This is a genomic window from Gammaproteobacteria bacterium (assembly GCA_036381015.1).
GTDB lineage: Bacteria > Pseudomonadota > Gammaproteobacteria > Steroidobacterales > Rariloculaceae > ZC4RG20.
On record DASVDR010000021.1, the window covers coordinates 83692 to 97130 of the forward strand.

Here is a 13439-nt window from a genome sequence, read left to right on the forward strand (position 1 = left end):
GCATAGACTGTGTGCGAAATTCGGACCGCGAGTTGTCCACAGCTTTCCCACGTCAGCTGGTCAGTGTTCTCAAGAGGTTGTTGTAGTCCTCGGCGACTCGGGTCTCCGTCTCGCGGAGCGCCTTCACCCGGCGGCAGGCATGCAGGACCGTGGTGTGATCGCGACCGCCGAAGGCATCGCCGATTTCTGGAAGGCTGTGCGTCGTCAGCTCCTTCGCGAGCGCCATCGCGATTTGCCGCGGCCGGGCGATCGAGCGGCTGCGCCGCTTCGAGAGGAGATCCGAGACCCGAATCTTGAAGTAGCCCGCCACGGCCTTCTGGATATTCTCCACCGTTACCAGCTTGTCCTGAAGCGCCAAAAGGTCGCGAAGCGCTTCTTTCGCGAACTCGAGCGTGATCGGCTGACCGGTGAAGCGGGCGTTGGCGATCACGCGGCGCAGCGCCCCTTCGAGCTCGCGCACGTTCGAGCGAATCCGCTGCGCGATGAAGAACGCGACCTCTTCGGGCAGCGTCTCCTGCTCGGCGGCGGCTTTGCTCATCAGAATCGCGACGCTCGTCTCGAGCTCCGGCGGCTCGATCGCGACGGTCAGGCCCCATCCGAAGCGCGACTTGAGCCGTTCCTCGAGACCGGACACTTCCTTCGGATAGCGGTCACAGGTCAGAACGATCTGCCGCTGCCCTTCCAGCAACGCGTTGAACGTGTGGAAAAATTCCTCCTGTGACCGCTCCTTGCCGGCGAAGAACTGGATGTCGTCGATCAGCAGCGTGTCGAGCGAGCGGTACGTCCGCTTGAAGTCCGCGATCGTGTTGTGCTGGAGACCGCGCACCATGTCGCCGACGAATCGCTCGGAGTGGATGTACGCGACTTTCGCGCCGACGTCGCGCTGCAGAATCGCGTTGCCGATCGCGTGCATCAGGTGCGTCTTGCCGAGGCCGACGCCGCCGTAGATGAACAGAGGATTGTACGCGGTGCCCGGGTTCTGCCCCACCTGCACGGCCGCCGCGCGGGCAAGCTGATTGCTCTTGCCTTCGACGAAGCTCTCGAACGTGAAGCCTGCGTTCAGCCGGCTGCCGAGCCCATGCGCGGGGGCACGCGGCTCGTGCTCCGTGGCCGGCACGGCGGGCGCCGGCCGACGGCGCGTTCCGACCTCGAGCAGCACCGTGCGGGTGCCGCCGTGCTCGTTCCACCACGCGCGGATGCGATCGAGACAGTGCGCTTGCACCCAGTCCACGACGAACCGATTCGGCGCGAGCAGCTTGACGACGCCATCGCCGTCGCCGACCGGCTGCAACGGCCGTATCCACGTGTTGAGCTGCTGCTCCGAAAGGTCGGCCGACAACGCTCCGACGCACTGTTTCCACAGGGACGAGAGCGCCGCCGAATGATCTGCCACGGTGGTTCTTGAAAGCTTAGAGTCGAGGGTGGGCGTCGCCCGCGGAACAGCGAGTCTAATACGCCGACCGACGGTTATCCACAGCGGCCGGAGCGTCGCCGCTATTGACAGCCGTGCGCCGCGCGCGTAAAGTTCCGCGTTCTCCACGGCCCTCCTATCCCTTTGTTTGTCATCCATTTTCGTCCGGAAATAGAGACGCGGAACCGCCATGAAGAGGACCTTTCAACCGAGCAAGCTGCGCCGCAAGCGTACTCATGGGTTCCGCGCGAGGATGGCGACGCGGGCTGGACGTGCCGTGCTGAAGAATCGCCGCGCGAAAGGAAGGGCGCGACTGACGCCTTCGTGAGCCGGCGCCTTGCTCGGAATTGACACGCCCGGATAAAGGGCTCCCGTCGCAAAGACGCCTGCACGGCTCGAAGGAGTTCGGCCGGGTCTTCGCTGATCCGGTACGATCGTCCGACCGCCTTTTCACGGTCCTCGCACGGCCGAACGAAGTCGGCGCGGCTCGGCTAGGATTAGCGATTTCACGCAAAGCCGCCAGGCGGGCAGTGGACAGAAACAGGTTGAAACGCATCGCGCGCGAGTCGTTCCGTCACCAGACGGACCTCCCCGCGATGGACTTCGTCGTGCTGGCCCGTCCCGGCGCCGCCGCTGCGTCGTCCGCGGCGCTGCGGGCGAGCCTCGACGCGTTGTTCGCGCGCATCGGGCGGCGCGCCGGAGGATCGCGGCCATGATGGACAACACCCGGCTGTTCCTCTGGCTCGCGCTGGTCGCGATGGTGTGGCTGAACTACAGCGCATGGGTCGCGGACCGCGCCCCGGCGCCCGCTGCCGCCCCGCCGGCCGGCGTCGAAGCGCCGGAGGCCCCGACCGCGGAAAGCGAGGGTGCGGGCCAAGGCGACGGCGCTGATCTCCTCCCCGAGCTCGAGGACGGCGCCTCCGCCGGCGCCGCGTCGTCTTCGGCAGCCGCCGCGCCCGATGCGGCGCCGAGCATGCCGATCCGGGTTCGCACGGACGTGCTCGACGTCGTGATCGATCCGGAAGGCGGCAGCCTCGTGCGCGCCGACCTTCTCGATTACCCCGTGCACAAGGACGAGCCCGACAAGCTCGTTCGGCTCCTCGACTACGCGCCGGACACGCTCTGGGTGCTGCAGACGGGGCTGCGCAGCGCAACCGGCGGACCCGAGCCGAATCACCGTGCGCGGTTCCGCGCCGACCGCGACTCGTACGAGCTCGCTCCGGGGCAGGACGAGCTCGTCGTCACGCTCGAATGGGTCGGCGGCGGGCCCGTGTCGGCGCGCAAGATCTACACGTTCCACCGCGGGCGATATCACGTCGACCTGGAGCTCGTCGTCACGAACGAGAGCGATGCGGCGTGGCGCGGGGCCGCGTATGCGCAGATGGTGCGCCGCCACCATCCGGTCGAGCGCTCGTTCAGGTCGATCGACAGCTACTCGTTCACCGGGCCGGTGCTCTACGACGGCGATCAATACCAGAAGCTCGACGTCGAGAGCCTCGCCGAGGAACCCCTCATGCAGCAGGTTGCCGGCGGCTGGCTTGCCGGCATCCAGCATCACTTCCTCGCGGCGATCGTTCCGCCGCCCGATGCGACATTCAAATACAGTGCGACCGCACCCGACGGCCGATACGTGCTGAGCGCGGTCGGCCCGATCCAAGAGATCGCGCCGGGAGCGCAGCACCGCATCCCGTTCGAGCTCTTCGTCGGCCCGAAGCTGCAAGACGAGCTGCGGGACACGGCCGACGAGCTCGAGCTCACCGTCGACTACGGCCGGCTTACGATTCTCGCCCAGCCGCTGTTCTGGGCGCTCTCGCACATCCACGACGTCGTCGGCAACTGGGGCTGGTCGATCGTCATCATGACGCTGCTGATCAAGCTCGCGTTCTACAAGCTGACCGAAGCGAGCGGGCGGTCGATGGCGAAGATGCGCAGGGTCGCGCCGCGGATGAAGGCGCTTCAAGAGCGCTACAAGGACGACCGCCAGGCGTTGAGCCGGGCGATGATGGAGCTCTACAAGCGCGAGAAGATCAATCCGGCCGCGGGATGTTTGCCGATCCTGGTGCAGATGCCCTTCTTCTTCGCGTACTACTGGGTGCTGATCGAGAGCGTCGAGATGCGGCAGGCGCCGTTCCTGCTATGGATCAACGATCTCTCCGCACGCGACCCGTACTTCGTGCTGCCGTTGCTGATGGGCGCGGCGATGTTCCTGCAGCAGCGCTTGAACCCGGCGCCGCCGGATCCGGTTCAGGCGCGCGTGATGCAGATCATGCCGATCGCCTTCACCGTGTTCTTCTCGTTCTTCCCGTCCGGCCTCGTGCTGTACTGGCTCACGAACACGCTCGTGTCGATCGCGCAGCAGTGGCGGATCAACCAGGTCGTCGCCCGGGAGGCCTGATGCGGCCGCGGCCGCGTGCGCCGGCACGGTGCCGGGCCGCCACCGCTCGGCGGGCACCGCGCGCGCTTCGCGAAGCGCAGTGACGCGAGACCCCCGAATGGATCCGCCGCGGGACACGATCGCCGCGCTCGCGACCCCTCCGGGCCGAGCCGCCGTGGCCGTCGTTCGACTCTCCGGCCCCGACGCCACGGCGATCGCCGAGCGCGTGATCGGGCGCCGTCCCCGCCCGCGCCGCGCCGAGCTTTGCCGCTTCGCCGCGGCCGACGGGACGCCGATCGACCGCGGTCTCGTGATCGCGTTTCCCGCGCCGGCCTCATATACGGGCGAGGACGTCGTCGAGCTTCACTGCCACGGCGGCGCGGTCGTCACCGATTGGCTGCTCGAGACCCTGCACGCGCTCGGCGCGCGCCCGGCGCAGCCGGGCGAGTTCACGCTCCGCGCGTTCTTGAACGACAAGCTCGATCTCGCGCAGGCCGAGGCGGTGGCGGATCTGATCGAGAGCGGGTCGCGCGCGGCCGCGCGGGCCGCGCTGCGGTCCCTGGACGGTCGCTTCTCGGCGGCCGTCGACGGCATTCAGGCGGAGCTCACCGCGGTGCGGATGCACGTCGAGGCGTGCCTCGATTTCCCCGAGGAGGAGCTCGCGACGGAGGCCGCGGAGGCGCTCGAGCAGCGCCTCGGCGCTTTGCTCGAGCGCCTCGACGGGCTCCGCGCGCAAGCCGCGCAGGGGCGGGTGCTGCGCGACGGGCTCTGCGCGGTCCTCGCCGGGCCGCCGAACGCCGGGAAGTCGAGCCTGATGAACCGGCTCGCGGGCTACGAGGCCGCGATCGTCACACACGTGCCCGGCACGACCCGCGACCCGCTGCGCGAGCAGCTGTCGCTCGAAGGCCTGCCGGTGACCCTGGTCGACACGGCGGGCCTGCGCGAGGCGCACGACCTCGTCGAGGCCGAAGGCGTGAAGCGCGCCCGGCGCGAGCTCGAGCGTGCCGATCTGGTCCTGTGGGTCACGGACGTGCGCGAAGGCGCGGAATGCGCCGCGCACGCCGCGCGAGCGTCCCTCGGCGACGATCCGCGCATCACGCTCGTCCTGAACAAGGCCGATCTCGTCGCGGAGCCGGCGGCGCTGCTCGACCATGACGGCCGGCCCGCGATACGGCTCTCGGCGCTTACCGGCGACGGGCTCGAGCTCCTCGTGCGTCACCTGCAAGCGGTTGCCGGCTGGAGCGGCGATGCGGCCGGAACGTTCAGCGCGCGCCGCCGGCATCTCGACGCGCTCGAGCGCGCCGCCGCGCACCTTCGGGTCGCCGCCGAAGAGCTCGCCCGCGCGCCCGAGCTCGGCGCCGAGGAGCTGCGCGCGGCGCAGACCGCGCTCAGCGAGGTCACGGGCGCGTACACGAGCGACGATCTCCTCGGCGAGATCTTCTCGCGGTTCTGCATCGGCAAATGACGCTCCAGGCGCGGCGTCCGCGTGCTCAGCCGAGGAGCGCCTCGCGCTCGTAGAGCCGCGCCGCCGCGAGCCCGAGGAGCGCAGCGGCGATCAGCGTCGACGACGCGGATTGCACCGCATGGGCGGCCGCGATCGGGTCCTGCCGGATCAGCGACGTGATCAAGAGGTGCTGGCTCAGGCTCGGGATCCACATCAGCGCGTCGCTCGGCTGCACGTTCAGCATCGTCGCGAAGACGAGCGGCAGAGTCGGCACGAGGAGAACGAGCGTGAGGTACGTTTGCGCTTCCCGGTAGCTCTTCGTGAACGACGCGACGAGCGTCATCAGCGCCGCGCCGAGCGGCGCGAACGGCAACAGGATCCCGAACGCGGCGAGCGCGGCGCGGGCGTCGAATCCCGAGCTCATGCCGATGGCTTCGAGCGGCGCGAAGCGGAGCGCGAGCGTGAACGCCGCAAGCGTCAGGACGAGGCCGATCAGCATGTAGCAGACGGTCGCGGCCATCTTGCCGAGCATCAGGCTCGACCGAGGCACCGGCGTCGTCAGCAAGGGCTCGAGCGAGCGCCGCTCGCGCTCGCCGGCCGTGCTGTCGATCGCGACGTAGAAGCCGCCCATCAGGGTCGCGAGCAGCAGGAAGTAGGTCAGCATGCCGAGCAGCACGACCGAGCGCCCGGCCGCCGTCGAGAGGTCGAGCTCGTCGAGCGTCACGCTCGTCAGGACGTCCGGATCGACGCCGCGGGCGATCAGCTTCAGCGTGCCGATCTGCTGCGCGTAGCTCGAGACGGCCGCGCGCACGCGCCGGACGTCCGCCGCCGCTCCCGTGTTCGACTCGTCGTAGAGCAGCGTGACGCGGGCGGTGCCGCCCGACGTGAACTGCTCGGCGAAGTCCGGCGCGATCAGCAGAACGGCGTCGCGGCGGCCGCTCTCCACCGCTTCGATCGCCGCGTCGAGTCCCGCGATTTCCGGCGCCGGCGCCGCCCGTATCCCGCGCGCCTCGAGATAGTCGACGAGGTTCGGCGCCTTCGCGGCGCCGACGATCGGGATCTCGACCGGCTCCTCGGCGGTCGAGACGGTTTGCGACACCATCACGTTGACGAGCACGGCGAAGAGCAGCGGTCCGAGCAGCGGCCCGAAGACGAAGGCCGAGAGCAGCGTGCGCCGATCGCGCGCGTTGTCGAGAAGCTCCTTCAGGCAGACCGTGAGCACCGCCCTCATCGCGCCGCACCCTGGACGGCCTCGATGAAAATCTCCTCGAGATCGCGGCCCGGATAGCGGGCCGCGAGCTCGTCCGGCGTGCCCCGCGCCGCGATCGCGCCGCCCGCGATGATCACGAGATCGTCGACGAGTGCCGCGACCTCTTGCATCACGTGGCTCGACAGCAGCACGCAGCAGCCGTCGTTGCGCAACGCCCGGAGCCAGTCGCGAAGGTGCCGCGCGGCCATCACGTCGAGCCCGCTCGTCGGCTCGTCGAGGAGGATGTGCCGCGGTGCGTGCACGAGCGCCCGCGCGAGCGCGACCTTCGTCCGCTCGCCCTGCGAGAAGCCCTTCGCATGCCGGTCCGCGACGTCCGAAAGCCCGAGCCGCTCGACCAGCTCGTCGACGCGCGCGGCCGCTTTGCGACGGCCGAGCCCGTGCAGCCGCGCGTAATACGCGATGTTCTCGCGGGCCGTGAGGTGCGGGTAGAGGCCCGCCCCATGCGGCAGCACGCCGATGATCCGGCGCGCGCGGAGCGGCTCGGCGACGACGTCGATGCCGCCGATCCGCGCGCTGCCTTCGTCGGGCCAGATCACGGTCGAGAGAATCCTGAGGCACGTGGACTTGCCGGCGCCGTTCGGGCCGAGCAGCCCGGTGATGCGGCCGTCGCGGGCCGTGAAGCCGACGTCGTCGAGCGCGCGCACTGCGCCGAAGCGCTTGCCGAGTCCCGTGACTTCGATCATCGAGGTGTGCGCGGCGTGCGGGATCGGATCAAGGGGCCGGGCCCGCCGTCGACAGAAAGAACGGCGTCGGCGGCTCCGCTTCGAGGCACCCCGAATCGAGGGCCTCGGGGGACGGCATCTCCAGGAAGTCCGCGATCAGGCGCGGGGCGCACCCGATGCCGGCCATGCCGTGACCCTGGCCGGGCACGATCAGGTGCCTCGCGTTGCGCAGCCCGTCCGCGATCGCGCGGGCAGCGTACGCGGGCGGCGTGACCGGGTCGTTGCCGCCCGACAAGAGCAGCGCCGGTCCCGCAAACTCGAGCGGCGCCTTGAGATCCGGATCGAGCACACCCGCGGGCCACACCTCGCAGATCGTCTCGAGCGCGTCGACGATGCTCGAGCCGAGATACGCGCTCTCGAACGCGGATTTCGGCCGATGCGGATAGAACGGCACGTCCTCCGTGCAGACGACGGAGTTGTGCATCGGCATGCTGATCGTCGCCGCGAGATCGCCGGTGAGGATGTCGACCTGCGCGGCGAGGAGCGTGTAGTCGCCGCGGTAGCCCTGGCTCACCGCGAGCGGCAGCAGGGACGCGGTCGGTGCCGAGTAGCTCATGAGCCGGACGACGCCGGCGAAGTCGCCCGCGGAGAAGAGCCGCGTCTCGACTTTCCCGGTCGCGGGATTCGCGACGTCGATCGAGACCGGCCCGGCCGCGAGCCGCAGCCGCAGCCCTTCGAACTGCGTCGCGAGGTCCGGATAGCGGGCCGCGCAGGCGGGCTGCGCCTCGCAGCGTTCGAAGATCGCGTCGAGCGCGGCCTGCGCGTCGGTCGCGATGTTCGGGCCGAGCGCGAGCGTCGCCGGGACGACGCCGTCGAGTATCATCGCGCGCACGCGCTCCGGGAAGCGCCGCGCATAATGCTGCGCGACGCGCGTCCCGTAAGAGATCGCATAAAGGTTCCACCGTTCCGCGCCCAACGCCGCGCGCAGCGCATCGAGATCGGCGACCGCGAGCGAGGTCGTGAACAGGCGCGGATCGGCCTCGAGCACGTCCAGGCAGTCCTCGATCACCGCCCGGAGCTCCTCCGCGCCGCCGGCGTCGAACGCCGCGGCTTCCGTCAAGTCGCAGTGGAAGCCCTCCGCCGAGCGGCCCGTCCCGCGCTGGTCGAGCAGCACGATGTCCCGGTCGCGGCGCGCCGGCTCGAACGCCCGCCGCATTTGAAGGTAAAGGTCGACCGCGGACTGTCCCGGTCCGCCGGCGATCAGCACGAGCGGGTCCGGTTGCGGCGCGGCCGCGAGCGCCGGCACGCGCGCGACGAAGAGCCGGATCGTCCCGCGGTCGGGCCGGTCGGGATCGAGCGGCGCCCGGAGCTCGCTGCACCAGGCGAGGACCGCCGGCATGCCGGGAGCCTCGAGCCGGCAGCGCGACTCGTCGAGGGCCCCTTCCGCCCCGCCCGGCAGCAGCGCGCCGACGGCGATTGCGGCCGCCGCGGCGAGCGCGGGCAGCACGGCGCGCGTCGCGGAACAGCGCGGTCTCCAAGCCTTCGAGCGCATCGGGCGCATGTTGACCGGAACGCAAACGACTTGCCAGGTGCCGAGCCGCAATTTCGCGAGCTTCGTGCGCGGAATCGGACCAGCGTCGCCGTTCGGCGCGGCAGGGCGGGGAAAATTCACGTATCCCGGGGTCGGTACCGTAGAATCGCGCCGATGCCAGAATCGCCCGCCACCGCTTATCCGGACCGTTTCGACTGCATCGTCGTCGGCGGCGGTCATGCCGGCACGGAAGCCGCGCTCGCGGCCGCGCGGATCGGCGTGAAGACCCTCCTCGTCACGCAGAACGTGGAGACGATCGGTCAGATGAGCTGCAACCCGTCGATCGGCGGGATCGGCAAGGGGCACCTCGCGAAGGAGATCGACGCGCTCGGCGGCGCGATGGCCGCGGCCGCGGACCGCGCCGGGATTCATTTCAGGATCCTGAACGCCAGCAAGGGCGCCGCCGTCCGGGCGACGCGCGCGCAGGCCGACCGCGTGCTGTACCGGCAGGCCATCCGCGCCGCGATCGAGAGCCGGCCGAACCTGACCGTGCTCCAGCAGGCCATCGACGATCTCGTCATCGACGCCACCCGGGTCCGCGGCGTCGTCACGCAGATGGGGCTGACGATATGCGCGCCGACCGTCGTTCTGACCGTCGGCACGTTCCTCGACGGCAAGATTCACGTCGGCCCGGCGAGCTATGCCGGCGGACGGGCGGGAGACCCGGCGGCCGCACGTCTCGCGCACCGTCTCCGCGACCTCGGTCTCGCGGTCGGGCGGCTCAAGACCGGGACGCCGCCGCGGATCGACGGGCGCACGATCGACTACGACGGGCTCGTCGAGCAGCCGGGCGACGAGCCCGTGCCGGTCTTCTCGTTCATCGGCCGGCGCGCGGACCATCCGCGGCAGGTGTCCTGCCACATCACGCGCACGACGGAGCGCACGCACGAGATCATTCGCGGCGCGCTCGATCGCTCGCCGCTCTTCACCGGCGCGATCGAGGGCATCGGCCCCCGCTATTGCCCGTCGATCGAGGACAAGGTCGTGCGCTTTCCGGACCGCGCCGGCCACCAGATCTTCATCGAGCCCGAAGGCCTGACCACCCGCGAGGTGTATCCGAACGGCATCTCGACGTCGCTGCCGTTCGACGTGCAGCACGCGCTCGTGCGCTCCATTCCCGGCTTCGAGCGGGCGCATATCACGCGGCCCGGCTACGCGATCGAGTACGACTTCTTCGATCCCCGCGACCTGCGGCCGAGCCTCGAGACGAAGGCGATCGAGGGGCTCTTCTTCGCGGGGCAGATCAACGGCACGACCGGCTACGAGGAGGCGGCGGCACAAGGTATCGTCGCCGGCATCAACGCGGCGCTCCGCGTGCGCGATCGTGAGCCGTGGTGGCCGCGGCGGGACGAGGCGTACATCGGCGTGCTGATCGACGACCTGATCACGCGCGGCGCCCCGGAGCCGTATCGGATGTTCACGAGCCGAGCGGAGTATCGGCTGACATTGCGGGAGGACAACGCCGACGTCCGCCTCACGCCGGTCGGGCGCGAGCTCGGCGTCGTCGACGACGAGCGTTGGCGCCGCTTCGAGACCAAGCGCGAGGCGATCGCCGCGGAGCGGAGCCGCCTCGCGGGCATCACGATACGTGCCGACGACGAGCCCCGCGCCGAGCCGCTCGCGATCGGGCGCGAAACGAAGGCGGCCGACCTGCTGCGCCGCCACGGGGTCCGCTACGAGGACGTGATCGCGCTCGGGCCGGTCGGCCCGTCGCCTTGCGTGGCACGGCTCGAGCCGGAGGAACGCGAGCAGATCGCCCGCGCGCTCGAGACCGAGGCGCGGTACGCGGGCTACGTCGAGCGGCAGGGCCGCGAGATCGAGCGCCAGCAGAGGCTGATGTCGACGCCGATGCCGGCGGACTTCGACTACCGCGCCGTGAGGGGGCTGTCGAACGAGGTGCGCGAGAAGCTCGAGCGCGTGCGCCCCGTGGACATCGGACAGGCGTCGCGGATCGCCGGCGTCACACCGGCGGCGGTCTCGCTGCTGCTGATTCATTTGAAGCGGCGTCAGCGCCGGAGCGCCTGACGCGGGGCGCCGGCCGGCGCCCGATCCGCGACTCGAGGAGCCCGGAAGCTCCCACGCGGGAATCGAAAAAAACGGAGAACGAGCATGAGGAAGTCGGCGGCATGGTGGTCTCTCGCGGCGATGATGCTCGGCGGATGCGGGCAAGGGGGCGGACCCGCGGCGTCGATCGGCCTGATCGGGGGCGAGAGCGGGACGGAGCTCGCCGCCGAGCAGGTCATCCACATCGGCAATCTCGCGGACCCGCAAACGCTCGATCCGCACCGCAACCAGGGCGTGTCCGAGGCGAACATCGACCGCGATCTCTTCGAAGGGCTCGTGAACGAGGCGCCGAACGGAGATCTGATTCCGGGCGTCGCGGAGTCGTGGGAGATCAGCGAAGACGGCAAGACTTACACGTTCCACCTCCGGGCCGACGCGCGCTGGTCGAACGGCGATCCCGTCACGGCCGAAGATTTCGTCTATAGCCTGCGACGCTCCGCCGATCCGGCGACGCTGTCGCGGTACTCGTTCGTTCTCGCTCCGATCGTGAACGCGGAGGAGATCACGGCGGGCGACGTGCCGCCGAGCGAGCTCGGCGTCCGCGCCCTCGACGCGCACACGCTCGAGATCCGGCTCGACAACGCGACGCCCTATTTTCTCGGCCTTCTGGCGCACTCGGCGACCTACCCCGTGCATCGGCCGACGGTCGAGCAGTTCGGCGACGAGTTCACGAATCCGGGCAACCTCGTATCGAACGGCGCGTACGTCCTCGCCGAATGGGTCGTGCAGTCGCACGTGAAGCTCGTGCGCAACCCGCTGTACTGGGATAACGAGTCGACGACGATCGACGAGGTGTACTACTACGCCACGGAGAACCAGGCGGCCGAGCTGCAGCGTTTTCGCGCCGGCGGCCTCGACATGACCTATACGATCCCGAAGGCGCAGCTGCCGTGGATCCGCGAGAACTTGGCCGATCAGCTCGTGATCGCCCCGTATCTCGGCACCTACTACTACGGGCTGAATCTGACGAAACCGCCGTTCAAGGACGCCCCGGCGCTTCGCCGCGCGCTCGCGCTCGCGATCGACCGCGACATCATCACGCAGCAGGTCACGGCCGCCGGCGAGATCCCGGCCTACGGCTGGATTCCGCCGAACGTTGCGAACTACGAGAGCCAGCAGATGCCGGAAGCCGCGTGGACGCAGGAGGAGCGCGAGACCGAGGCGAAGCGGCTCTACGCCCAGGCCGGCTACTCGGCGGCGAATCCGCTGCGCGTCGAGCTGCTCTACAACACGCAGGACGACCACAAGCGGATCGCGGTGGCGGTCGCCGCGATGTGGAAGCAGGTGCTCGGCGTCGAGACGACTCTCGTGAACCAGGAATGGAAGGTCTATCTCGACACGCGCAACCAGCGCAAGACGCAGGTGTTCCGCGCGGGCTGGATCGGCGACTACAACGACGCCTACTCGTTCGCCGAGGTCCAGCACTCCGCGAGCGGGCTGAACAACACGGGCTACGCGAACCCCGAGTACGACCATCTGCTCGAGCTCGCGTCCGCCGAGCAGGATCTCGCGAAGCGCGCCGAATATCTGCAGGAAGCCGAGCGCGTGCTGCTCGACGACATGCCGTTGATCCCGATCTACTACTACGTTACCGCACGGATGGTGAAACCGTGGGTCCGCGGCTACGAGGCGAACATCATGGACCACTTCCACACGAAGGACCTTTCGATCCTCGCGCACTAGGCGCCGCACGTGCTTCGATACTCGCTTCGCCGCTTCCTCGGCGCGATCCCGACGCTGCTCGTCCTGATCGCGCTCGCGTTCTTCATGATCCGGACGGCGCCGGGCGGTCCGTTCGACCAGGAGCGCGCGCTGCCGCCGGAGATCGAGGCGAACCTGCGCGCCGCCTACCATTTCGACGAGCCGCTCTACCGCCAGTTCGGGCGGTATCTCTTCGGCATTCTTCGCGGCGACTTCGGCCCTTCGTTCCAGTACCGTGATTTCACCGTCACCGAGCTGATCGCCACCGGCTTCCCCGTGTCGCTGCGGCTCGGCGGCACGGCGATCCTCCTCGCGTTCGTGCTCGGCGTCGGCGCCGGCAGCATCGCGGCGCTACGGCAGAACACGCCGACCGACTACGCGGTCATGTCGGTCTCGATGACCGGGATCTCGATCCCGAACTTCGTGATGGCGCCGGTGCTCGTCCTGGTCTTCGCCGTGTATCTCGGGTGGCTGCCCGCCGGGGGGCTCGGCGACGGCGCGATTCGCAACATGATCCTGCCGGTCACGGCGCTCGCGCTGCCGCAGCTCGCGTACATCGCAAGGCTCACGCGCGCGAGCATGATCGAGGTGCTGCGCAGCAATTTCGTCCGGACGGCGAAGGCGCAAGGCTTGCCGATGCGGACGATCCTGCTTCACCACGCACTGAAGCCGGCGCTGCTGCCCGTGGTCTCGTATCTCGGCCCCGCCACCGCCTCGGTCATCACGGGTTCCGTCGTGATCGAGCAGATCTTCGGCGTGCCGGGGATCGGCCGATTCTTCGTGCAAGGCGCGCTGAACCGCGACTACACGCTCGTGATGGGCGTCGTCGTGTTCTACGGGATCCTGATCATCCTGCTGAACTTCCTCGTGGATCTCGCGTACGCGTGGCTCGATCCGAAGGTGAAGTACTCGTGAGCGCCGA

At 69.4% G+C, this 13439-nt stretch carries 11 protein-coding genes; 7 read left to right on the forward strand and 4 right to left on the reverse strand.

Annotated features, from left to right (window positions below):
* Positions 1-52 precede the first annotated feature (52 nt).
* Positions 53-1393, reverse strand: a complete 1341-nt coding sequence (gene dnaA, locus VF329_08215; GenBank protein HEX7080982.1) for a chromosomal replication initiator protein DnaA — start codon at positions 1391-1393, stop codon at positions 53-55.
* Positions 1394-1601: 208 nt separating this feature from the next.
* On the opposite strand from dnaA, the gene rpmH reads away from it, so the two are divergent.
* The 4 genes from rpmH to mnmE all read left to right on the forward strand — a co-directional run bounded on the left by rpmH (position 1602) and on the right by mnmE (position 5250).
* On the forward strand, positions 1602-1739 hold the full coding sequence (gene rpmH / locus VF329_08220; GenBank protein HEX7080983.1) for a 50S ribosomal protein L34: 138 nt from the start codon (positions 1602-1604) through the stop codon (positions 1737-1739).
* A gap of 19 nt (positions 1740-1758) precedes the next feature.
* On the forward strand, positions 1759-2127 hold the full coding sequence (gene rnpA / locus VF329_08225; protein ID HEX7080984.1) for a ribonuclease P protein component: 369 nt from the start codon (positions 1759-1761) through the stop codon (positions 2125-2127).
* Positions 2124-3806 (forward strand): membrane protein insertase YidC, encoded by a 1683-nt coding sequence (gene yidC, locus VF329_08230; protein ID HEX7080985.1) that lies wholly within the window; start codon positions 2124-2126, stop codon positions 3804-3806. Before rnpA ends, yidC begins: the two co-directional genes overlap by 4 nt.
* Before the next feature lie 97 nt (positions 3807-3903).
* A complete protein-coding gene (mnmE, locus tag VF329_08235) occupies positions 3904-5250 on the forward strand; it encodes a tRNA uridine-5-carboxymethylaminomethyl(34) synthesis GTPase MnmE (protein ID HEX7080986.1) in 1347 nt (448 codons plus the stop codon).
* Positions 5251-5275: 25 nt separating this feature from the next.
* On the opposite strand, the gene VF329_08240 is transcribed toward mnmE, so the two are convergent.
* Genes VF329_08240 through VF329_08250 form a run of 3 tightly spaced genes read right to left on the reverse strand, consistent with a single transcriptional unit; the run spans position 5276 to position 8668 of the window.
* Positions 5276-6460, reverse strand: coding sequence for an ABC transporter permease (locus VF329_08240; GenBank protein ID HEX7080987.1), 1185 nt, complete (start codon positions 6458-6460; stop codon positions 5276-5278).
* A complete protein-coding gene (locus VF329_08245; GenBank protein HEX7080988.1) occupies positions 6457-7182 on the reverse strand; it encodes an ATP-binding cassette domain-containing protein in 726 nt (241 codons plus the stop codon). Before VF329_08245 ends, VF329_08240 begins: the two co-directional genes overlap by 4 nt.
* A 28-nt stretch (positions 7183-7210) precedes the next feature.
* A complete protein-coding gene (locus VF329_08250; protein ID HEX7080989.1) occupies positions 7211-8668 on the reverse strand; it encodes an alpha/beta fold hydrolase in 1458 nt (485 codons plus the stop codon).
* 198 nt (positions 8669-8866) lie between these two features.
* On the opposite strand from VF329_08250, the gene mnmG reads away from it, so the two are divergent.
* From mnmG to oppB, 3 genes are all read left to right on the forward strand, one after another.
* Positions 8867-10777 carry a tRNA uridine-5-carboxymethylaminomethyl(34) synthesis enzyme MnmG gene (mnmG, locus tag VF329_08255; protein HEX7080990.1) on the forward strand — a complete coding sequence of 637 codons (1911 nt, stop codon included), beginning with the start codon at positions 8867-8869 and terminating at the stop codon, positions 10775-10777.
* A gap of 84 nt (positions 10778-10861) precedes the next feature.
* The gene (locus VF329_08260; protein HEX7080991.1) at positions 10862-12499 is read left to right on the forward strand and encodes a peptide ABC transporter substrate-binding protein; all 1638 of its coding nucleotides are present in this window, start codon (positions 10862-10864) and stop codon (positions 12497-12499) included.
* A 9-nt stretch (positions 12500-12508) separates the two neighbouring features.
* Entirely contained in the window at positions 12509-13432 is a 924-nt protein-coding gene (gene oppB, locus VF329_08265; protein HEX7080992.1) for an oligopeptide ABC transporter permease OppB, read from the forward strand.
* The last annotated feature ends 7 nt before the right edge of the window (positions 13433-13439 follow it).

Bases quoted from the DNA above. Each gene is read 5' to 3' on its own strand.
- rpmH (HEX7080983.1), top strand. From the start codon at position 1,602: ATGAAGAGGACCTTTCAACCGAGCAAGCTGCGCCGCAAGCGTACTCAT.
- yidC (HEX7080985.1), top strand. From the start codon at position 2,124: ATGATGGACAACACCCGGCTGTTCCTCTGGCTCGCGCTGGTCGCGATG.
- mnmE (HEX7080986.1), top strand. From the start codon at position 3,904: ATGGATCCGCCGCGGGACACGATCGCCGCGCTCGCGACCCCTCCGGGC.
- VF329_08240 (HEX7080987.1), bottom strand. From the start codon at position 6,460: ATGAGGGCGGTGCTCACGGTCTGCCTGAAGGAGCTTCTCGACAACGCG.
- VF329_08245 (HEX7080988.1), bottom strand. From the start codon at position 7,182: ATGATCGAAGTCACGGGACTCGGCAAGCGCTTCGGCGCAGTGCGCGCG.
- mnmG (HEX7080990.1), top strand. From the start codon at position 8,867: ATGCCAGAATCGCCCGCCACCGCTTATCCGGACCGTTTCGACTGCATC.
- VF329_08260 (HEX7080991.1), top strand. From the start codon at position 10,862: ATGAGGAAGTCGGCGGCATGGTGGTCTCTCGCGGCGATGATGCTCGGC.